Origin of the sequence: Empedobacter sp. GD03861 (assembly GCF_029840885.1) — a bacterium.
Lineage (GTDB): Bacteria > Bacteroidota > Bacteroidia > Flavobacteriales > Weeksellaceae > Empedobacter > Empedobacter falsenii_B.
The window spans coordinates 1-20,459 of record NZ_JAOCDJ010000006.1 but is presented as its reverse complement, the minus strand read 5'-3'; the positions used below and the strand labels follow the sequence as shown (position 1 = coordinate 20,459).

At 32.2% G+C, this 20,459-nt stretch carries 24 protein-coding genes and 1 other RNA gene; 10 read left to right on the top strand and 15 right to left on the bottom strand.

Annotation, left to right across the window (positions count from 1 at the left end; genetic code table 11):
* Window positions 1–7: 7 nt before the first annotated feature.
* The gene (locus N5D03_RS04765) at window positions 8–2,533 is read left to right on the top strand and encodes an ATP-dependent Clp protease ATP-binding subunit (protein ID WP_280051058.1); all 2,526 of its coding nucleotides are present in this window, start codon (window positions 8–10) and stop codon (window positions 2,531–2,533) included.
* Window positions 2,534–2,616: 83 nt separating this feature from the next.
* An RNA gene (gene rnpB / locus N5D03_RS04760) (RNase P RNA component class A) lies at window positions 2,617–2,926 on the top strand.
* On the opposite strand, the gene N5D03_RS04755 is transcribed toward rnpB, so the two are convergent.
* From N5D03_RS04755 to N5D03_RS04735, 5 genes are all read right to left on the bottom strand, one after another.
* Window positions 2,926–3,699: a LuxR C-terminal-related transcriptional regulator gene (locus N5D03_RS04755; RefSeq protein ID WP_125350522.1), complete on the bottom strand. Its 774-nt coding sequence runs from the start codon at window positions 3,697–3,699 to the stop codon at window positions 2,926–2,928. The genes rnpB and N5D03_RS04755 overlap by 1 nt on opposite strands.
* 186 nt (window positions 3,700–3,885) lie before the next feature.
* The gene (locus N5D03_RS04750; RefSeq protein ID WP_185144213.1) at window positions 3,886–4,827 is read right to left on the bottom strand and encodes a transketolase family protein; all 942 of its coding nucleotides are present in this window, start codon (window positions 4,825–4,827) and stop codon (window positions 3,886–3,888) included.
* Window positions 4,827–5,531: a hypothetical protein gene (locus tag N5D03_RS04745; protein ID WP_280049849.1), complete on the bottom strand. Its 705-nt coding sequence runs from the start codon at window positions 5,529–5,531 to the stop codon at window positions 4,827–4,829. The genes N5D03_RS04750 and N5D03_RS04745 overlap by 1 nt, the downstream gene beginning before the upstream one ends.
* Window positions 5,532–5,553: 22 nt before the next feature.
* Complete coding sequence (locus N5D03_RS04740) at window positions 5,554–7,020, bottom strand: hypothetical protein (protein WP_280051057.1); 1,467 nt, start codon at window positions 7,018–7,020, stop codon at window positions 5,554–5,556.
* 24 nt (window positions 7,021–7,044) lie between these two features.
* Window positions 7,045–7,890 carry a transketolase gene (locus N5D03_RS04735; protein ID WP_125350518.1) on the bottom strand — a complete coding sequence of 282 codons (846 nt, stop codon included), beginning with the start codon at window positions 7,888–7,890 and terminating at the stop codon, window positions 7,045–7,047.
* 170 nt (window positions 7,891–8,060) lie between these two features.
* Here N5D03_RS04735 and N5D03_RS04730 point away from each other — a divergent pair, with 170 nt between their 5' ends.
* Both N5D03_RS04730 and N5D03_RS04725 read left to right on the top strand, forming a co-directional pair.
* Entirely contained in the window at window positions 8,061–8,273 is a 213-nt protein-coding gene (locus N5D03_RS04730; protein ID WP_280049851.1) for a hypothetical protein, read from the top strand.
* The gene (locus N5D03_RS04725) at window positions 8,263–8,589 is read left to right on the top strand and encodes a hypothetical protein (protein ID WP_280049852.1); all 327 of its coding nucleotides are present in this window, start codon (window positions 8,263–8,265) and stop codon (window positions 8,587–8,589) included. The genes N5D03_RS04730 and N5D03_RS04725 overlap by 11 nt, the downstream gene beginning before the upstream one ends.
* A gap of 31 nt (window positions 8,590–8,620) precedes the next feature.
* On the opposite strand, the gene N5D03_RS04720 is transcribed toward N5D03_RS04725, so the two are convergent.
* From N5D03_RS04720 to N5D03_RS04710, 3 genes are read right to left on the bottom strand one after another with little or no spacing between them, the layout of a single operon-like run.
* Window positions 8,621–8,866 carry a hypothetical protein gene (locus tag N5D03_RS04720; RefSeq protein WP_280049853.1) on the bottom strand — a complete coding sequence of 82 codons (246 nt, stop codon included), beginning with the start codon at window positions 8,864–8,866 and terminating at the stop codon, window positions 8,621–8,623.
* A 2-nt stretch (window positions 8,867–8,868) separates the two neighbouring features.
* Complete coding sequence (proC, locus tag N5D03_RS04715) at window positions 8,869–9,651, bottom strand: pyrroline-5-carboxylate reductase (RefSeq protein ID WP_280051056.1); 783 nt, start codon at window positions 9,649–9,651, stop codon at window positions 8,869–8,871.
* Window positions 9,652–9,676: 25 nt separating this feature from the next.
* Entirely contained in the window at window positions 9,677–11,215 is a 1,539-nt protein-coding gene (locus N5D03_RS04710) for a sodium:solute symporter (protein ID WP_280051055.1), read from the bottom strand.
* A gap of 107 nt (window positions 11,216–11,322) precedes the next feature.
* On the opposite strand from N5D03_RS04710, the gene recR reads away from it, so the two are divergent.
* Both recR and N5D03_RS04700 read left to right on the top strand, forming a co-directional pair.
* Window positions 11,323–11,937: a recombination mediator RecR gene (gene recR, locus N5D03_RS04705; RefSeq protein WP_115001603.1), complete on the top strand. Its 615-nt coding sequence runs from the start codon at window positions 11,323–11,325 to the stop codon at window positions 11,935–11,937.
* A gap of 1 nt (window position 11,938) precedes the next feature.
* Window positions 11,939–13,009 (top strand): glycosyltransferase family 2 protein, encoded by a 1,071-nt coding sequence (locus N5D03_RS04700; RefSeq protein WP_181816328.1) that lies wholly within the window; start codon window positions 11,939–11,941, stop codon window positions 13,007–13,009.
* A 19-nt stretch (window positions 13,010–13,028) separates the two neighbouring features.
* On the opposite strand, the gene N5D03_RS04695 is transcribed toward N5D03_RS04700, so the two are convergent.
* The 6 genes from N5D03_RS04695 to rsfS all read right to left on the bottom strand — a co-directional run bounded on the left by N5D03_RS04695 (window position 13,029) and on the right by rsfS (window position 18,013).
* Window positions 13,029–13,292, bottom strand: coding sequence for a hypothetical protein (locus N5D03_RS04695; RefSeq protein WP_115001599.1), 264 nt, complete (start codon window positions 13,290–13,292; stop codon window positions 13,029–13,031).
* An 83-nt stretch (window positions 13,293–13,375) separates the two neighbouring features.
* Window positions 13,376–14,026: a phosphatidylserine decarboxylase family protein gene (locus tag N5D03_RS04690; RefSeq protein ID WP_125350513.1), complete on the bottom strand. Its 651-nt coding sequence runs from the start codon at window positions 14,024–14,026 to the stop codon at window positions 13,376–13,378.
* Complete coding sequence (locus N5D03_RS04685) at window positions 14,023–14,871, bottom strand: phosphatidate cytidylyltransferase (RefSeq protein ID WP_280051054.1); 849 nt, start codon at window positions 14,869–14,871, stop codon at window positions 14,023–14,025. Before N5D03_RS04685 ends, N5D03_RS04690 begins: the two co-directional genes overlap by 4 nt.
* A 2-nt stretch (window positions 14,872–14,873) precedes the next feature.
* Window positions 14,874–15,479, bottom strand: a complete 606-nt coding sequence (locus N5D03_RS04680) for a hypothetical protein (RefSeq protein WP_280051053.1) — start codon at window positions 15,477–15,479, stop codon at window positions 14,874–14,876.
* Window positions 15,480–15,609: 130 nt separating this feature from the next.
* Window positions 15,610–17,622 (bottom strand): ATP-dependent zinc metalloprotease FtsH, encoded by a 2,013-nt coding sequence (gene ftsH, locus N5D03_RS04675; RefSeq protein ID WP_280051052.1) that lies wholly within the window; start codon window positions 17,620–17,622, stop codon window positions 15,610–15,612.
* A 22-nt stretch (window positions 17,623–17,644) separates the two neighbouring features.
* The gene (rsfS, locus tag N5D03_RS04670) at window positions 17,645–18,013 is read right to left on the bottom strand and encodes a ribosome silencing factor (protein ID WP_038331822.1); all 369 of its coding nucleotides are present in this window, start codon (window positions 18,011–18,013) and stop codon (window positions 17,645–17,647) included.
* A gap of 93 nt (window positions 18,014–18,106) precedes the next feature.
* Here rsfS and N5D03_RS04665 point away from each other — a divergent pair, with 93 nt between their 5' ends.
* From N5D03_RS04665 to N5D03_RS04650, 4 genes are read left to right on the top strand one after another with little or no spacing between them, the layout of a single operon-like run.
* Window positions 18,107–18,820, top strand: coding sequence for a biotin--[acetyl-CoA-carboxylase] ligase (locus N5D03_RS04665; RefSeq protein WP_280051051.1), 714 nt, complete (start codon window positions 18,107–18,109; stop codon window positions 18,818–18,820).
* 27 nt (window positions 18,821–18,847) lie between these two features.
* A complete protein-coding gene (idi, locus tag N5D03_RS04660; protein ID WP_280036915.1) occupies window positions 18,848–19,363 on the top strand; it encodes an isopentenyl-diphosphate Delta-isomerase in 516 nt (171 codons plus the stop codon).
* A 12-nt stretch (window positions 19,364–19,375) separates the two neighbouring features.
* On the top strand, window positions 19,376–19,786 hold the full coding sequence (locus N5D03_RS04655; protein WP_280051050.1) for a 6-carboxytetrahydropterin synthase: 411 nt from the start codon (window positions 19,376–19,378) through the stop codon (window positions 19,784–19,786).
* Window positions 19,783–20,235 carry a peroxiredoxin gene (locus tag N5D03_RS04650; RefSeq protein ID WP_115001585.1) on the top strand — a complete coding sequence of 151 codons (453 nt, stop codon included), beginning with the start codon at window positions 19,783–19,785 and terminating at the stop codon, window positions 20,233–20,235. Before N5D03_RS04655 ends, N5D03_RS04650 begins: the two co-directional genes overlap by 4 nt.
* On the opposite strand, the gene N5D03_RS04645 is transcribed toward N5D03_RS04650, so the two are convergent.
* On the bottom strand, window positions 20,232–20,414 hold the full coding sequence (locus tag N5D03_RS04645) for a hypothetical protein (RefSeq protein WP_115001584.1): 183 nt from the start codon (window positions 20,412–20,414) through the stop codon (window positions 20,232–20,234). The two genes, N5D03_RS04650 and N5D03_RS04645, sit on opposite strands and share 4 nt — an antisense overlap.
* Window positions 20,415–20,459 lie beyond the last annotated feature (45 nt).

The window sequence follows — 20,459 nt, the reverse complement described above, 5'->3', positions numbered from 1 at the left end:
TAATAAAATGAACGATAATTTCTCACAACAAGTAAAAGACGTTATTTCTTATAGTAAGGAAGAAGCGTTGAGATTAGGCCACGACCAAATAGGAACGGAACACCTTCTGTTGGGGATTATTCGCGACGGTGAAGGGAAAGCCATTTCTGTCTTAGAAGCATTGAATGTCGATTTAGACGAAATGCGTCAAAAAATAGAAAACCTAAACCCAGCAAAAGAAACTCCAGGTAATAGTATAAAAAATTTGAGTTTGACAAAACAAGCTGAAAGAGCGTTGAAAACAACATTCTTAGAAGCAAAATTGTTTAAAAGTCCGACTGTAAATACAATTCACTTATTATTGTGTATTCTTCGTAATGAAAACGATCCGATTACAAAATTGATGAATAAGTTGGATATTGATTACAATACAGTAAAGGAGGAATTCAAATTTCAATTTCAAGATGAGGAAATTCAATCTCCTCGTGCAGAAAATCCATCTTTTGATGGAGGTGATTCTGATAACGATTTTGAGCGTGCATCTACAAGTAAACCTACTTCGAAAAGTAAAACTCCAGTTTTAGATAATTTTGGACGTGATTTAACTGCGATTGCGCAAGAAGGAAAATTGGATCCTGTAGTTGGACGTGAAAAAGAAATAGAGCGTGTTTCTCAAATTCTTTCTCGTCGTAAAAAGAACAATCCATTGTTAATTGGAGAGCCAGGTGTTGGTAAATCTGCAATTGCAGAAGGTTTAGCTTTAAGAATTGTACAACGTAAAGTTTCGCGCGTATTGTTCAACAAACGTGTGGTAACATTAGATTTAGCATCATTAGTTGCTGGAACTAAATATCGTGGACAATTTGAAGAGCGTATGAAAGCAATCATGAATGAATTAGAGAAAAATGATGATATTATTCTTTTCATTGATGAGTTACATACAATTGTTGGAGCAGGAGGAGCTACGGGTTCTTTAGACGCTTCTAACATGTTCAAACCTGCTTTGGCGCGTGGTGAATTACAATGTATTGGAGCAACAACGTTGGACGAATATCGTCAATATATTGAAAAAGATGGTGCATTAGTTCGTCGTTTTCAAAATGTGATGGTTGAACCAACAACTCCAGAAGAAACATTACAGATTTTACATAATATCAAAGATAAGTATGAAGCGCATCATAATGTAAATTATACAGATGAAGCGTTGCAAGCTTGTGTAAATTTGACAACACGTTATATTACAGATCGTTTCTTGCCAGATAAAGCGATTGATGCTTTAGATGAAGCGGGTTCTCGCGTGCATATCAAGAATATAAAAGTTCCTCAAGAAATTTTAGATCTTGAAGCAAAATTAGAAGAAGTTCGCGAAGAGAAAACGAAAGTTGTAAAATCTCAAAAATACGAAGAAGCTGCTCGTTTACGTGATTCAGAGAAACAAATAGAAAGTGATTTGAAACGTGAGCAAGCAAAATGGGTACAAGAATCGAAAGAGAATCGTGAAACAGTTACAGAAGAAAATGTAGCGGAAGTTGTTTCGTTGATGTCTGGCGTTCCTGTACATCGTGTAGCTGAAAAAGAATTGAAAAAATTGGCTCAGATGAATGAGTTAATGAAAGGAAAAGTAATTGGTCAAGATGAAGCGGTAACGAAAGTTGTGAAAGCAATTCAACGTAATCGTGCAGGTTTGAAAGATCCAAATAAACCAATTGGTTCATTCATTTTCTTAGGAACTACGGGTGTTGGTAAAACACAATTAGCGAAAGTTTTGGCGAAAGAAATCTTTGATTCTAACGATGCATTAATTCGTATCGATATGTCAGAATACATGGAGAAATTTGCCGTTTCTCGCTTAGTTGGAGCACCTCCGGGCTACGTTGGTTACGAAGAAGGTGGACAATTGACTGAAGCAGTTCGTCGTAAACCATATGCGGTAATTTTGTTAGATGAGATTGAGAAAGCGCATCCAGATGTATTCAATATCTTGTTACAAATTTTGGATGATGGTCATGTAACAGATAGTTTAGGTCGTAAAGTTGATTTCCGTAATACGATTATCATTTTAACGTCTAACATTGGTACAAGACAATTGAAAGAGTTTGGAGATGGTGTTGGATTTGGAACTTCATCTAAGAAAGATTCTGCTGATGAACGCGCAAAATCAACAATTGAAACAGCTTTAAAACGTGCTTTCGCGCCAGAATTTTTGAATCGTATTGATGATATTATTTTCTTTAATTCATTGACAAAAGAAGACATCATGAAAATCATCGATATTGAATTAGCAAGTTTAATCGAGCGTTTAATAGCTTTGAATTATCATATTGAATTAACAGAGGAAGCGAAGAATTTTATCGCAGACAAAGGATTTGATAAAGATTATGGAGCTCGTCCGTTGAAACGTGCTATTCAGAAATACATCGAAGATCCAATGGCAGAAGAAATTATCAATGCTGTAATTAGTGAAGGAGATGAATTAACTCTTGATTTAAATGAAGCAAAAGATGGCGTTAAAATTTCTGTAAAAGGAAAAACGAAAGAAGAAAAATCAGAATAATTTCTAAGTTTCTATAATAGAAAGGCTTGAACATTTTTGTTTAAGCCTTTTTTATTTCGGTAACTTTTGCCGTACATTTGCGCTCAGCAAGCCACTTTGTCGCTTCATGTATGTGAAGAGGAAAGTCCGGGCTCCAAAGAGTAAGCATAGCGGGTAACGCCCGTCCGTCGAGAGGCGAGGACAAGTGCAACAGAAAGTATGTACAGTTCGGCTGTAGTGAAACCAGGTAAACTCTATGCGGAGCAATGCCATGTATACCAGCAGTTAAGAGCTACTCGTTCGTTGCTGGGGGGTAGGCAGATTGATATTTTAGGTAACTAAAATACTAGATAAATGACAAAGCATCTTGATTTATTAAGGTGACAGAACCCGGCTTATCGGCTTGCTTTTTTCTATTTTTTGAAGTAAAGACTAAATAATTCTGATGTATTAGAACAATCGTTTTTCTTCAAAATATTTCTACGATGTGTATCAATAGTATGTTTACTTAAGCCAATTGCATCAGCAATATCTTGACTTGTGTAGCCTTTGATCAGAAACTCGATAATCTCCGTTTCTTTTTTTGTAAGTTGTAAAGATGAATTTGTTTTTGAATTAAGAAGATTATTCAATCCATCTTTGATGTTGTAAATATGCATAATAGGCTTTCCTCCAACCTTTATTTGTGTGATGTCAGTCGCTAAACAAAAAACTCGATTTGGTAAAAAATTTTTACTTAATTCGTAAAAGAAATGTTGCAAATGAATTTGATGAATTTCTCTTTTTTTATCTATCACACGAAAATCATAAGTAAATTTATAATTCATTCTTTCTTCAGGGACAATTTCCATACTAAAATTTGCAATTCGTTGCTGAATATCAATCACATGTTGCAAATCATCGGGATGTACCATTTGAACACATAGTTCAGCTGTATATTCGTCAGGAAGATAACCCAAAATATCTTCGCATTGAGGAGAAACATATTCGAATGTTGCAGAATTAGGATTGATGAAATACATAAAAGATTCACCAAGTGCAAGACTTCTTAAAGTTTGTAAATAATCATTAATTGATTGAAAACTCTCATTTTTTTCGTTTAAGGTTCTACGATCTGTATTTTCACTCCATAGTTTTTTTACAATACTTGCATATTCAGTAATAGATTTTTGATTTGCTTTTTTCATATGCTTACAAGTAAAAGTTAATAAAATACCATTAAATGAGTATTTTTTAAGTTAGTAATATAAACTAATTTTGCAAAATATATATAGGATTAAAGCAGTTTTGCTTTTTTCAACCAACCTATTTTATATTTAACCTATAAAAAAAGGAGCTAAATTTTTTAGCTCCTTTTTAATATTATGATGGAATTAAAGTAAAGATTTTACTTTCTCGATTACAGCAGTAGAATCGATTCCATATTTTTTCATTAAATCTGAAGGTGTTCCAGATTCACCAAATTTATCATTAACTGCAACAAAAGCTTGTTTTGTTGGTAATTTTTGTGCTAAAACTCTTGCAACAGATTCTCCTAAACCACCTAAAATATTGTGTTCTTCAGCTGTTACAATTTTTCCTGTTTTCTTTACAGAATTTAAGATAATTTCTTCATCCAATGGTTTGATTGTATGAATATTGATTACCTCACAAGAAATTCCTTCTTTTTCTAACTCAGCAGCAGCAACCAAAGATTCCCAAACTAAATGACCTGTCGCAACAATTGTTACATCAGAACCTTCGTTCATTAAGATACCTTTACCAATTTCAAATTTTTGGTCAGCTGGTGTGAAAACTGGAACAGCAGGACGTCCGAAACGTAAGTAAACAGGACCTTCATATTCAGCTACTGCAATTGTAGCCGCTTTAGTTTGATTGTAATCACAAGGATTGATAACCACCATTCCTGGTAACATTTTCATCAAACCAATATCTTCTAATGTTTGGTGAGTTGCACCATCTTCTCCTAATGTTAAACCAGCGTGCGATGCAGCGATTTTTACATTTTTGTTAGAGTAAGCGATAGATTGACGAATTTGATCGTACACACGAGCTGTAGAAAACTCAGCGAAAGTTCCTGTGAAAGGAATTTTACCTCCAATTGTCAAACCTGCAGCAATTCCCATCATGTTTGCTTCAGCAATACCAATTTGGAAAAAACGCTCTGGGTTTTCTTTGATAAATTGATCCATTTTCAATGAACCAATCAAGTCAGCACACAATGCAACAACGTTAGGATTTGTTCTTCCTAACTCTGTCAATCCGTCTCCGAATCCACTACGTGTATCTTTTTTTTCTGTGTATGTTAAGTCTATCATTGTTTTTGTTTTTTGTATTCGTTTTTGTATTTTTCTACTTCTGTTTTTTCATCAAATTGATAAATAAAATCATTTGGCGAAACATTAATTTCTTCTTCCTCTTCGGCGCTCTTTTTTATCCAATTTTCTAAGATTTCAACATTTTCTAACACAATATTATGTCCAACTCGATAAATCAAGCCTTTCAAATTTAGTTCAGAATTGATAAATGGAACGGTGTTGATGTTAGAATTTGTATCGATGCAAATTTCTGTACCATTGTCGTTGTCATTATCTTTTCTGAAAATGTTATACACTTCACATTGTTTATTCAGAATTGTTTCTTTTTGACCAGTTCTAATCGCAACATAACTATTTCCGATTTCTGAATTTGTTAAACTTGGATTATTAGTCGCTAAAAAAGAATTTCCTAATAAATCTTTTGTGCCTTCGAAATCAATTTTAAAAACCTTCGGATTTTCTTCTTCGCTGTAAACAGAATACATATTGTCGTTTACTTTTAATGAAGCGAAGTTTCCCAGCGGTGTTCGCGTAATCATTAAATGCGCTTTGTAATCTTTGGTTGATAAAATGTCCAAAAAATCTGAATAGAAATCACTTTTGATACGATATTGAATAACGTTTTCGAATTTATACGATTGCATTTGAGCGAAAGTTAAACTTGTAAAAAGCGTTAATATAAAACTGATTGATTTTTTCATTATCGAATTGATTTGATAAGTATTAATCCAAAGAATTTAAGAAAGTAGTTAACTTATCTTTGTCTTCTTTTTTCAGTTTATCATATTTGTTATTGATTTCTAAAACACTTTTTCTTATTGCATCAATTGTTCCCGAAAGAGCAACACTTCCGCTTTGATAAATGTACATATCGCACACTTGTCCTGCGTAATTGTAAACCAAATTTCCTAAATCTTTATCTGTAAAAGTCGGAATTTTAGCTTTCAAATTTTTGCAATGTTCTGGTGCAACTTTCATGAAATCTTGAATGTCTGGATTGTCGATTGCCAAATCGATTTTGCTAATATCTGTCGTTTTGTAAGCAGATGTATAAGGATCATAATATTCGGCTAAACTAACTTCTGTTGTAGCAACAGCAGAATCTACTGCTACAGCCGCTTCATCATAATCTGTTGAAACTTCTGTTAATTTAAACTTTTTAGCATCATCGAAATACGTTTTGAAAAGGTTATTTAATTCTTTTACTTCGCTTTTGTTTGCTAATTTATTCTTTTTGAATTGTTTTACCAATTGATTTGTAGAACCTTGCGCAGTTGCCAAAGCTTTAGAACGCTCTATATCAGGATTTCCATCATAATCACTATCATTATAAATCAAGCTATAATTTAATGAAGCAACAGTTCCAAAAAGACTATTTACGTTATCACTTTCTGATGTTTGATAATTGTAATAATTAACAATAGGATCCTCGTAACGATTGTCTGGTGAATAAGCTGCTGCTTCCGCTGCATAAGCTGTATCTACAGACGACATCATGTTCTCGTATTCTTGTTTCTTTTTTGCCAATTCGTTGGTAAAACTTTCGATTTCTTTTTTCTCATCAAAAGTTACTTTTACGTTAGAATTTGCAATATTTTGAATCGTTAATCCATTAAAATCTCCTGCGTCATATCGTATCAAAAGTCCTTTCAGTTTTGTTTGAGGAAACATAATAGCAACGTTATTAATTGCATTTTTTTCATCAACACATAATGTAGAAGATTTTGTTTCGAAATCTGTTTTAGATGTTAATTCGTATTCATTACACTTATATCCATTGATCGTTGTAGATGAATTTAGATTTTTAACTGAAATAAATTTCTCGAACAAATTATCCGAATAAGGTTTTAAACTATCATCCGACATGCCTTCATAATAATAAGGTGCTTTTATCGATAATTGATTTTCTAATGAATTGGCATAGACTTCGAAAAACTTGCTGTTGTTGATAAAGAAAGCATCTTTACTGAAGCTTCCTGAAGTGTAAGGACCTCCTTCCGAAGTTCCTAAAACAGCGTCTTTAGAAATATAGGTTACAAAAGATAAATCTTTTTGACCATCCAAATAAGTTTGATATTCTTCTGGTAAATTGATTTTGTACGATACTTTTTTGTCAAAAGAATATGTTTTTTCCTGCCCAAAGGCTGTTAAAGAACAAAGCGTAAGTATAGAATAAAATAACGTTTTCATAGTATTGTGGTTGTATTCAAATTATTAATAATCTGTCAATTCAGTTTCAGGATTTTGCTCTAATGCAGATGCTAATTGCTCGTCGTTAGGCGCTTTTCCGTGCCAAGAGTGGCTTCCCATCATATAATCAACTCCATTACCCATTTCTGTGTGTAATAAAATTGAAACTGGTTTTCCGTTTCCTGTTAATGTTTTAGCTTCTTCTAAAATAGCAATTACTTTTTCTAAGTTATTTCCATCTTTTTCTTCTAAAACAATCCATCCAAAAGCTTCTAATTTAGCTTTCAAATCTCCTAATGGTAAAACGTGGTCTGTATCACCATCAATTTGACGACCATTGTAGTCAATCGTTGCAATTACATTATCCACTTTTTTACCAGCAGCATACATAAAAGCTTCCCAAACTTGACCTTCTTGTAATTCACCATCACCGTGTAATGTGTAAACTAATTTATCGTCGTTGTTTAATTTTTTTGCTTGCGCAGCACCTAACGCAACAGATAAACCTTGTCCTAAAGATCCAGAAGCGATACGAATTCCAGGTAAACCTTCGTGTGTTGTTGGGTGACCTTGTAAACGAGAATCTAATTTTCTGAATGTAGCTAATTCGCTAACAGGGAAGAATCCTGAACGAGCCAATGTGCTGTAGAAAACTGGTGAAATGTGACCGTTTGATAAGAAGAATAAATCTTCTCCTTTTCCGTCCATAGAGAAGTCTGTAGAGTAAGTCATGATTTTACCGTATAATGCAGCAAAATATTCTGCACAACCTAATGATCCACCTGGGTGTCCACTATTTACGGCATGTACCATTCTCAAAATATCTCTCCTTGTTTGTTGTACTTGTGTTTGAAGTTCTTGAAGTGTCATTGTTTGTTTATAAAAATTTGAACAAAAATAATTCTTTTTTGTAGGGCAAAAAAATCGTAGAACATAAATCACTACAATTGGGGAGGAGATTTTTTAGTTGTAATTTTTTATGGTTTAGTTTAATAATCAAAGTATTAATATTAAATTTGTTGTAAATCAAACTTTAATTCATGTCAACAAAAGATATTTTTATTATTGAAACTGAAACTTCTGAAGAAGCAAAGGCACTGAAAGCTTTTGTGAAAGCAATGAAGTTGAAAATGATTAAGACAAAAAAAGAAGAAGTTTATTTGAATTTGGAAGAAGCTGTTGAGGAATATAAATTGATTAAAGAAAAAAAACTGAAAGGTATTTCTGCGAAAGATTTATTGGATGAATTATAATGTAGTTGCTGTTCCAAGTTTTGTTAAATCTTTGAAAAGATTAATCAAAAAATATCCTTCTTTGAAAGATGATTTTCGTGATTTTATAAATAATTTGGAGTTAAATCCTGAACAAGGAACGTTGTTGAGTAATAATTGTTTCAAAATTAGAATTGCAATAAAATCTAAAGGAAAAGGAAAAAGTGGTGGAGCGAGAATTATTACGCATGTAGTTATTGAAGAAGAAAAGGTTTATCTACTTTCAATCTATGATAAAAGCGAGCAGATTTCTGTTACAGATAAAGAATTGAGAAAATTACTTGAAAATTTAAAATAAAAAAGACGAAGTTTAACTTCGTCTTTTTTATTTATTCTTCTTCCATATGCCATTCGCCACGGTGAGGTATCAAAGCGTCACGAACTTGTATCATTTCAGATTCTACTACCACCAAATAAGCAACTGCATATTCTGGCTCAACCTCTACAAATTCAGAAAATGTACTTTGTAACTTTTCTTTTTCAGCATATTGTTTCAGGTGAATTGCATGATGTTTTGCAGTTGGTATAGCATCGGGACCATAAAAATCCCAGATTAATTTTAATTTCTTTTCCATACTTATATTTTATCAAAAGAAGTTTTAATTCCTTTTATTAAAGCTGAACTAAATCCTTGATGTTCCATTTCATTTAATCCAGCAATCGTACAACCTTTTGGTGTCGTCACTTTATCAATTTCTTGTTCTGGGTGCAAACCGTTTTCTATTAATAATTCAGCAGCTCCTTTTACAGTTTGTGTTACAATTTTTGTTGCAGTTTGTGTGTCAAATCCAATTTCAATACCACCCTGAATCATTGCTCTTATAAATCGTAAAACATAAGCAATTCCGCAAGCGCCAATTACAGTTGCTGCATTCATCAATTCCTCATTTATAACAACTGTTTCGCCAATTGGATTGAAAATCGTTTTGATTTCATCAAGAATGTTTTCATCTTTCGAATTTCCACAAATACAAGTAATCGATTCTTCTACAGAAGCAGCCGTATTAGGCATTGCTCTAAAAATTGACATTCCTTGCGGTAAAATGTTTTGATACGTTTGCAATGAAATTCCTGTTGCAACTGAAATTAATATTTTGTTGGTCGTAAAATCATCTTTTAATTGTGTCAAAACTTCTTCCACTTTGTACGGTTTTACACACAACAGAATATAATCAGCATCTTTTACAGCAAAATGATTATCATTTGTAATCGTTACACCAAGCTTTTTAAGATGTTCAATTTGATTCAAATTATTTCTTGTAGCGATAATTTGATTTGGATCGAATGCTTTATTCTTAATTAAACCCTCTGTTATAGAAATTCCTAAATTTCCTGCTCCAATAATGGCGATTTTTTTCATAGTTGTAGAGTGTTAATTGTTCTGATTATGAATGAATAATTGTTTCTTTTTGACGATTAGAACTTACCAACCATAGACCGATAAAAGTTAATAAACCATTCAGAATGATTAATTCAACACCAATTTTGTAATCGGTAAAATTAATCACTAATTCGTTGATGATATACGTAAAAATAGGTGCTAAAATAGCAACTGTAATAATTGAATATTTTCTGTAAATGTTACGTTTCGTTAAAATTCCGAAAGCAAACAATCCTAATAAAGGTCCGTATGTATAACCTGCAATTTCCATGACAAGGTAAACAATTGATTTGTTGTTAATCATTTTGAAAACCATAATCAAGATAAAGAAAACTACCGTGAAAATTAAGTGAACACGAATACGAATCTTTTTCTTTTCTTTTTCTGATTTTTCTTTGTCTTCGTTGATGTTTAATAAATCGACACAATATGAACTTGTAACTGCTGTTAAAGCTCCGTCAGCAGAAGGAAATAAAGCAGAAATTAATCCGATAATAAAAATTACAGAAATAATCATTGGGAAATGATGTCCTAAAAGCGAAAGCGCAGGAAACATATCATCACCCATAATATTTTGTCCGCCTTGTTCCATAAAGAAACCGTCAGCAGTATAAAAACCACCTTCACTCATTGCGTATAAATAAAGCAATCCACCCAAAAATAGGAATGCTAAATTAACAATCAATAATGTTCCAGCAAACGTCAACATATTCTTTTTTGAGTTTTGAAGATTATCAACCGAAATATTTTTTTGCATCATTTCTTGGTCAAGACCAGTCATAGCAATTGTGATAAACATTCCGCCTAAAATAGTTTTTAAGAAATATGTTTTCGAATTTGGATCAAAGTTAATGAAATGCGTATAATTTTTGGCTTGCATCATATCGTAAGCTTCACCAACAGATAAATTAAGATGCGAAAGGATAAACCAAATACAAGCAATCAAACTAATGATCATAAACGATGTTTGCAAGGTATCTGTTACGACAATTGTTTTTACTCCACCTTCAAACGTGTACAATAATATCATCAATAATAAGACAAATGTTGTAGCCCAAAATGGTACGCCTAAATTGTCTAATAAAAATATTTGTAACACATTTACAACTAAATATAAACGTGCTGTTGCGCCAATTCCACGGGAAATAATAAAGAAAACCGATCCCATTTTATGTGCTTCAACATTGAAACGTTTTCCTAAATACGTGTAAATCGAGGTCAGATTCATACGGTAATAGAGCGGAAGTAATACACCCGCGACAATAAAATAACCAAGAAAAAATCCGATCACCATCATATAGTATTCGAATCCTCCATAAATATATTCAGAACCAGTTAATTTTCCGACCGTTCCCGGAACCGAAATAAAAGTAACGCCACTAAGGCTTGTCCCAATCATTCCGAAAGCCACTAACCACCATTTACTTTTTTTGTTTCCGTTAAAAAAAGATTGATTGTCAGAATTTCGACTGGTGAAGTAAGAGATCACTAAAAGTCCTACAAAGTATACGATAACACAAAGTAGTAAAATTGTTGAGTTCATAATTTATTTAGTAAATAAGCCCAAATTTAATATTTTTGAGTGAATGATGATAGATTAATTTTCCGAAGATAAAATTGTAAATTTGTTGTCTATAATTTTTTGAACGAATGAATTACCCAAGCAAGGTTTTAGAGCGAGCTGTAGAAGAAATGTCAAATTTGCCAGGAATAGGAAAGAGAACAGCTTTGCGACTTGTTTTACATATGCTAAATCGTCCTAAATCTCAAACGACGGCTTTGTCCGAAGCGCTTTCTCATTTGGTGGATGATGTTAAATATTGTCAACATTGTCATACGATTTCTGATGATGAGATTTGTGATATTTGCAATAATCCATTGCGAGAAGAAACTATAATTTGTGTGGTAGAAGATGTACGCGATGTGATGGCAATTGAAAACACAGGACAATTTAAAGGACAATATCACGTTTTAGGAGGAAAGATTTCTCCAATGGAAGGCATTGGACCTGGTCAATTGAATATTCAAACTTTGGTAGATCGTGTTCAAAATGAAAATGTAAAGGAAATAATCTTTGCTTTAAGTTCGACAATGGAAGGAGATACAACTGTTTTTTACTTGTATCGACAATTAAAGAATGCCGAAATTATTTTTTCGACCATTGCACGAGGTCTTGGTGTAGGAGATGAGTTAGAATATGCAGACGAAGCGACGTTGGTTCGTTCTATACAACATCGAATCCCATATTCAGAAAATAAATTTTAAAATGAAATTATCGATAATTATTGTTAGTTATAATGCGCCAAAACATTTAGAGCTTTGTCTTGATTCGTGTCAGGAAGCTTTAAAAAATGTAGATGGAGAAATAATTGTAATTGATAATGACTCATCGGAAATTGATTTTATATTCCTAAAAAAAACTTTTCCTACTGTAAATTTTTTACTTCAGAATGAAAATCTTGGTTTTGCAAAAGCGAATAATATTGGGGTTGAGAATGCTTTGGGAGAATATATTCTGATTCTTAATCCAGATACAATTATTCCAGAGAATTTATTCGAATCTTTGATTGAATTTCATCAGTCAAAAGAAAAAATAGGTTTTGTGGGAGTACGAATGATAGATACAAACGGAAATTTTCATCCAGAATCAAAACGTAATATTCCGACAGCTAAAAATTCATTTTCTAAGTTGTATAGTCGATTTAATCATTCAAAGAAAAATAATTATTACAAATTAGAAGTTGATGAATTTGAAATTGCTCCTTGCGAAATTTTAGTTGGTGCTTTTATGTTCACCACGAAGAAAATCTATCAGGAAATTGGAGGATTTGATCCACGTTATTTTATGTATGGAGAAGATATAGATTTGTCTTTTAGTGCAGAATTGGCTGGTTATAAAAATTATTATAAAGGAGATATAACGGTTTTACATTACAAGGGAGAAAGTACGAAAAAAGATAAAAAATATTATAAACATTTTTTTGAAGCCATGATGATTTTCTTAGCAAAATATTATCAAAAAAATTGGTTGCATTATCAACTTTTACGTTCGGGAATTTTGATTAAATATTTAATTCAATTATTTAAATTTTCTTTACATTCACCTAATAATACTTCTAAAATAGAAGTAAAAGCAGAAAATTTATTTTGGATTGATAAGAAATCAGATTTCAAATCTTTATCAAATAATGAAATTGCAATTGATGCAAGTTTTTTTACTTATCAAGAGATATTATCAATCATTTCTGAAAACAACTCTTCTTCACGTTCATTTTATATTCGCCCTAAAAATAAAAATTATTTAATAGGTGATGATAAACTGATTATAAATCTATAAAAACAAAAAAAGCTGAATCTTAATGACCAGCTTTTACAGTATCTTTTTTCTCAACTTTCGGAGTTTCTACAGTTTTTGTAGAATCTTTTACTTCCTCATGTTTTTCTTCAACAGCTTCTTCATGTTTTGCATGACCTTCGTGAGCAGCTTCAGACTTGTGGTGCATTTCTTCAGCAGTAGCTGGTTCGTGAACTACAGGAAGTACACCATGGTTTACACCTGCTTTAGAGTTACAAGATGTAGCAAATGCAGCAACAGCTACTAAAAGAATTAATTTTTTCATGACGTACAAAATTTATTGTATGAATATATTGTTATAATTGTTTTGACAAAATTAGTTAAAAACATTGAGTTCAACTAACTGATTTATTTCAATTGTGCAATTTTCTGAATTCCACCTTTTGTTTTATCTCCAACCTTTACATTGATTTCAGTATCAAGTGGTAAAAAGATATCTACACGAGATCCGAATTTGATAAAACCATATTCTTTACCAGCAACAGCTGTATCATTCTCTTTACTGTAGCAAACAATTCTTCTCGCAACAGCACCAGCAATTTGTCTAAAAAGAACTTTTGTATGATCTGTATTTTCTACAACAACAGTTGTTCTTTCGTTTAACTCTGATGATTTAGGATGAAATGCTACCAAAAATTTCCCTGGATGATATTTAGAATAAATAACCTTACCATTCACAGGATAACGTGTTACGTGTACATTAAGTGGCGTCATGAAAATAGATAATTGAATACATTTTTGATTCAAAAATTCACTTTCATATACTTCTTCTAATACAACTACTTTTCCATCTACCGGCGCAATAACACAATTTTCAGATGAATCTGATTCACGAATTGGATTTCTAAAAAACCAAACGACAAATCCATAAAGAATCCATAATGGTAAAGCGAATAAAAGACCATAAACAGGAAAAAAGTAATGTAATACTCCTGTAGCGATTGCAAATAAAATTAAGCAACCTATCAAAATTGCAGTTCCTTCTCTGTGAAGTTTCATAAAGTATATACTAATAAATAATATAAATAAACAAATGGTGTGACAAATATAAAACTATCTAATCGATCTAAAAAACCACCATGACCCGGAATTAAATTGCTGCTGTCTTTTACATTGAAAAAACGTTTCAATTTAGATTCTGTTAAGTCACCTAAAGGTCCTAATGCAGCAACGATTAAACCTATAATCATCCAATTACCATGTAAGTTTTCTCCAAAATATTTCTGAATAAAAAATCCAGTTAATAAAGTGAAAATAATTCCACCAAAAAAGCCTTCCCACGTTTTAGCTCCAGAAATTTTTGGTGCTAATTTGTGTTTTCCGATTAAGTTTCCTGTTAAATAAGCAAATGTATCGCTGCACCAAAGTAATAAGAAAACAAAAAATACTTCGTAGTGCATTACTTTTTCACCTAAACTATAATCAAAACTTGGTAGAGTAAGTGCAATAGCGAAAGGAGCGATGACGTAGGTTAAACCTAAAGTAGCTTTACCAAAATCATTCAATAACTCATTTGTTGATTTGAAAATAACATAAATACTAAAAATAAATAAAACAGGTATAATGAAATATAAACTTCGTAAATAAAAATAGTAGTGATTTGTAGTTTCAAAGGCTTGTAAAAACTCTTTCCCATAATATCCAAATACAACTAAAGCAGCTAAAAGTGAACCTAATTGATAAAGTTTATTGGTAAGATTGGTGATTTTAAAGAATTCGTACAAACAAAAAAGTCCAAAAACCATCATCAAAACAATCAAACCTTTTGGATCTATCGTTGTCCCGAAAAATATAATAAGTGCGTAAATAAGTCCCGAAAATGCTCTAATTGCTAAATTTTTCATAGCTATTCTTCAACCAATAACAAATAAATATTCTTCGCATTCTGTATATTAGGAAATTTGTGCATGTTTTTCCCTCGAATCGAAGTTATTTTAGATGGAAGGTTATCTTTTTTTAATGTTCGTAATTTCTGTAATGCCACACTCACATTTTCCACTAATTGTGACGGGCGTGCATAGATAATAAAATTTGACGGAAAATCAGCAATATTTCTACCATAAGTTTGATGCGCCGATAACATAATACTTCCATCAAAAGCAATCAGAAATTCGCAACTAAGAAAACTAAGCGTATAACGAGAGTCGCATGGATTTTCGACAAAAGGAATATTGACTGAATTAAGAACCTGTTGTAAATTTGGATCAGGACAAATTAATTCGGTTACATTTTCGTAATTGACAATCTCTTTAAGGTTTTTAGAAGCCTCCTCTATATTATCACAAAATAAAAAATGTCCACCACCTACATTAAAATTTGTAGCAAATACTTCATCCATAGAAATCTTTTGGTCAGCATAATTCGGATGAAATAAATCAATGTGATTATCATCTGAATTCTCTGCTGATTTTTCAGTAGCTTTTTTAAGTAGGTTTTTAATTGCTTTCCACATGAAAACTCATGATTTTATATGAAATTAATCAATTACAGCCTAAAGGTAATAAATTTTAACAATATAATAAGAAGTAAAAAAAAAATCGTCCAAATAGGACGATTTTTTCTATTATTTTGAATGAATTTGATTAAATATCATTTCCAGATTCTGGTTGAACAACTTGTTCTGAACCAGCTTCTATAGCTTCCTCTTGTTTTTCTTCGATTTGATCTAATTCGTTTACAAATTTTCTTGGTCCGAAAATTTCTTCCAAATCTTCTCTAAAGATCACCTCTTTCTCAATTAATTTTTGAGCTAAAACATCTAATTGATTGCGATGTTCACGTAAAATATCTTTTGCTCTATCATATTGAGCTTCGATCATTGTTTTTACTTCTTTATCAATTACCTGAGCAGTTTGTTCTGAATAAGGCTTGCTGAAACCATACTCATTTTGTCCAGATGAATCATAATAAGAAACATTACCAACTTCTTTGTTCAATCCGTAAATACTTACCATTGCAGAAGCTTGTTTTGTTACTTTTTCCAAATCACTTAATGCACCTGTAGAAATGTTATTGAAAACAACTTCCTCAGCAGCACGACCACCCATTGTCATACACATTTCGTCTAACAATTGTTCTGTCGTTGTAATTTGTCTTTCTTCTGGCAAATACCAAGCGGCACCTAACGAACGTCCACGAGGAACGATAGTTACTTTAACCAATGGAGCAGCGTGTTCTGTTAACCAACCAATTGTAGCGTGACCAGCTTCGTGATAAGCGATACGTTTTTTCTCAGAAGGTTTAATCACTTTACTTTTCTTCTCTAACCCACCAATAATACGGTCAACAGCGTCTAAAAAGTCTTGTTTTTCTACGACGTCTTTGTTTTTACGAGCAGCAACTAAAGCCGCTTCGTTACAAACATTGAATATATCTGCACCAGAGAAACCTGGAGTTTGTTTTGCTAAAAATTCGATTTCAACATCTTCACCTAATTTTAATGGACGTAAGTGAACCGCGAAGATTTCTTTACGTTCGTTTAATTCAGGTAAATCAACATGAATAATACGGTCAAAACGACCTGGACGCATCAATGCTTTATCCAATACATCAGCACGGTTTGTTGCAGCAATCACAATTACGTTAGATTCTGTTCCGAAACCATCCATTTCTGTTAATAATTGGTTTAATGTATTTTCGCGTTCGTCATTAGAACCTGTAAAGTTAGATTTTCCACGCGCACGACCAATTGCATCAATCTCATCAATAAAGATAATTGAAGGAGATTTTTCTTTTGCATTTTTGAATAAGTCACGTACACGAGATGCACCAACTCCCACAAACATTTCTACGAAATCTGATCCTGATAATGAGAAGAAAGGCACTTTCGCTTCTCCAGCAACAGCTTTTGCTAATAAGGTTTTACCTGTACCTGGAGGTCCTACTAATAAGGCTCCTTTTGGGATACGTCCACCTAATTTTGTGAATTTTTCTGGATGTTTCAAGAATTCAACGATTTCTTCGATTTCTTCTTTTGCACCTTCTAAACCTGCAACATCTTTGAAAGTTGTTTTGATATGATCATCACCTTCAAATAATTTCGCTTTCGATTTTCCGACAGAGAAAATTCCTCCGCCACCTCCAGCAGATCCGCCTCCGCCCATTCGTCTAAATAGTAAGAAGTAGATTAATCCGAAGAAAATTAATGAAATGAAAAGATTCATAAACAAACTTCCAAAACCATTTGATATTTGTGTGTTTAGAACAGCCGTTTTATTTGGACTCTTTTCTACGTTAGCATAAAAATCTTTTTCAAAATTTCCTGCATCAGCAACATTGAAAATAAAGTTTGGAGCTCCTGTAGCAAAAGGATTTAAAGTTTCGTTTGATTTATTAAACTTTTTAAATTCTTCAGTATTCAGAGCTGCGTCCGTTAAATATACACTTACACGTCCTGATTCTTTTTCTAGATTGGCTTCTTTTACGTAACCTTTTTCTACATAAGAAAGGAAAGTCGTACGGTCTATGTTTTTAGTAGTTCCGCCGGCACCTCCAATGTTATCAGAAAATAATAGAAAGGCAATCAGTAATAATCCAATAATGGCATATATCCATGTAGGATTAAACCCCGAAGGTTTAAAATTATTTTTTTTCAATTTTTTTTGGTTTCAGTTATGATTAATATTCCATTTCGATACGCGTCTCTACAGCATCACCCCAAAGACTTTCGATATCGTAATATTCTCTGTATTCTTTTTGGAAAATATGGACAATAACATTTGTGTAGTCCAACAAAACCCATTGATTGTTTTGTGTTCCTTCTACATGAAAAGGTCTTTCTGACATTTCTGTTTTTACAGTTCTTTCAATCGAACCTGCTAAAGCACTAACTTGTGTATTCGAGTTTCCGGTACAAATAACGAAGTATTGACAAAATGCATTTTCAATTTCGCGTAAATCTAGAATTGTAATTTCTTCTCCTTTAACATTTGTAATTCCGTCAACAATGCTATCTAGCAAGTCTTTTGTATATTGAGTATCTATCATCTTTTATTTTGTAATTCGCAAATTTAGTGAATCCTTATTAAAGTTTAAACTTTTTAAAATAACTTTAACCACTCTATAAAAATAGTAAAAAAAATGTATTTAATTAGTTTTGATTCTTTGCCTAATACGAATGAGTTCTTGGTGGATTTGTCCAAAAAAGATGCCAATAGTTGGACTGTCATACATGCTAAAAATCAAACAAAAGGAAAAGGTTACGCAGGAAATGAGTGGAAAGTTGTCGCAGGAGAAAATTTAACCTTTAGTTTTTTGCTGAAAACGGATTATAGTTTTCAAGAATTAATTTATTTTAACGAATGGATTTCAAATGTTATTTGTCTATTTTTAAAACAATTTCATCCAAAATCTAACGTAAAATGGCCAAATGATATCATTTTAAATGATAAAAAGGTTTGCGGAATTTTAATCGAAAATCATCGTTCCAATGGAATTATGAATTCTGTGATTGGAATTGGAATTAATGTCAATCAAGCTGATTTTAATCACTTACCAAAAGCAACATCTATTCGAAAAGTAACTGACAAAGAATATGACATCGAGGAAATTTTGGCAGATTTAATGCATTATTTCGAAAATGAATATCCAATTTTAGAACAGAAAAATTTCGAACAAATTCATCAAACTTATTTAGATAATCTGTTTAGAAAAGATGAAATCTCACATTTTAGATTGGATGGAGTAGAAGTGGACGGAATTATTAGAGATGTAAATGAAGCGGGAAATTTGATGATTGAAATCAATCAAGAATTGCGAGAATTTAAACACAAAGAAATCGAACTTCTTTTTTAATCCTACATAAATGGTTATTTTTGTTTTATGGAAGAATTTGTAGTTTTAGTTGATCAGGACGATCAAAAATTAGGATTGATGGAGAAGCAACAGGCTCATGTAGCTGGTTTGTTGCATCGTGCATTTTCTGTTTTTGTATTCAATTCCAAAGGAGAATTGATGATTCAGCAACGAGCTGCGAGCAAATACCATTCGCCAACGTTGTGGACAAACACATGTTGTAGTCATCCGCGCGATAACGAAACATACGAACAAGCGGCGCATAGACGTTTGGAAGAGGAAATGGGATTTGATTGCGAATTAGAATATAAATTCAATTTCATCTACAAAGCGCATTTAGAAAATGATTTGATTGAGCATGAATTAGACCATGTTTTTATCGGAACATTTGATGAAGAACCAAAGCTAAATCCTGATGAAGTGATGGCTTATCGTTGGGTAGAATTGGATGATTTGAAAAAAGATATGGAAAAAAATCCTCAGAATTATACAGCTTGGTTCAAAATAATTTTTGAACATTACGTTTCGTATATCGAAGAATAAAAATTTATACAGATGAAGGTTACTGTCAACAGAAAAGCACATTTTAACGCTGCGCACCGATTGTTTAACAAGAATTGGAGCGATGAACAGAATTTTGAAGTTTTCGGAAAATGTTCTTACCCAAATTATCACGGACACAATTATGAAATTATTGTGGCGGTGAAAGGTGAAGTTGATCCAGAAACAGGTTTTGTGATGAATTTGGACGAATTACGAAAAATTGTCGCGGTTGAAGTTGAAGAGTATTTGGATCATAAAAATCTAAATGTTGATATTGAAGAATTTAAAACTATCAATCCAACTGCCGAAAATATTGTGATTTTGATTTGGAATAAAATTAGAGCAAAATTAGCGACTGATTTAGAATTGAAAGTAACTTTATACGAAACTCCACGTAATTTCGTAGAATACGCAGGCGAATGAAATTAGGTGATCACATTCCAACTTTTTCGTTGGAGGATAATAAAGGAAATTGGTTTAATTCGGACGAGTTTTTGTACAAAAAATATTTTGTTTTATTCTTTTATCCAATGAATTTTACGCCAATGTGTACAAAAGAAGTCTGTCAATTTCGTGATGTAAATACAGATTTTAATGCTTTAGATGCTGTGATTGTTGGAATAAATGGACAATCAACATCTTCTCACGAAAAGTTTTATACAAAACATCAACTAAACTTTCCGTTGCTTTCTGATAAAGGCGCAAAGTTGTCGAAGTTGTTGGGAATTAAAAAGAAATTTGGTTTAATCACCCCGAGAGAAACTTTTGTATTCAATAAACAAGGAAAATTAATCAAACACATTGTTTCAAATGTTGCCGAAACGCACATCGAGGAAGCGATGCAAGCAATAAAAAAAGACCAAGAAAATTAGTTTTCTTGGTCTTTTTGTTTGTACAACATTTTTCTTACAAAAACGCGATAAATAAAAAAGATAACCGTTCCAATTGCCGAATAAACCAACATTGTTTGCACATCGCTTTTATCGAACAAATATTTTAGTCCAAATAACACGAAAAAGAAAATGATACTATAAATGATATTTTGTTTCATGTGGTAAAAGTAGGAATTAATTTATTTGTTATAAAGATTCTATGA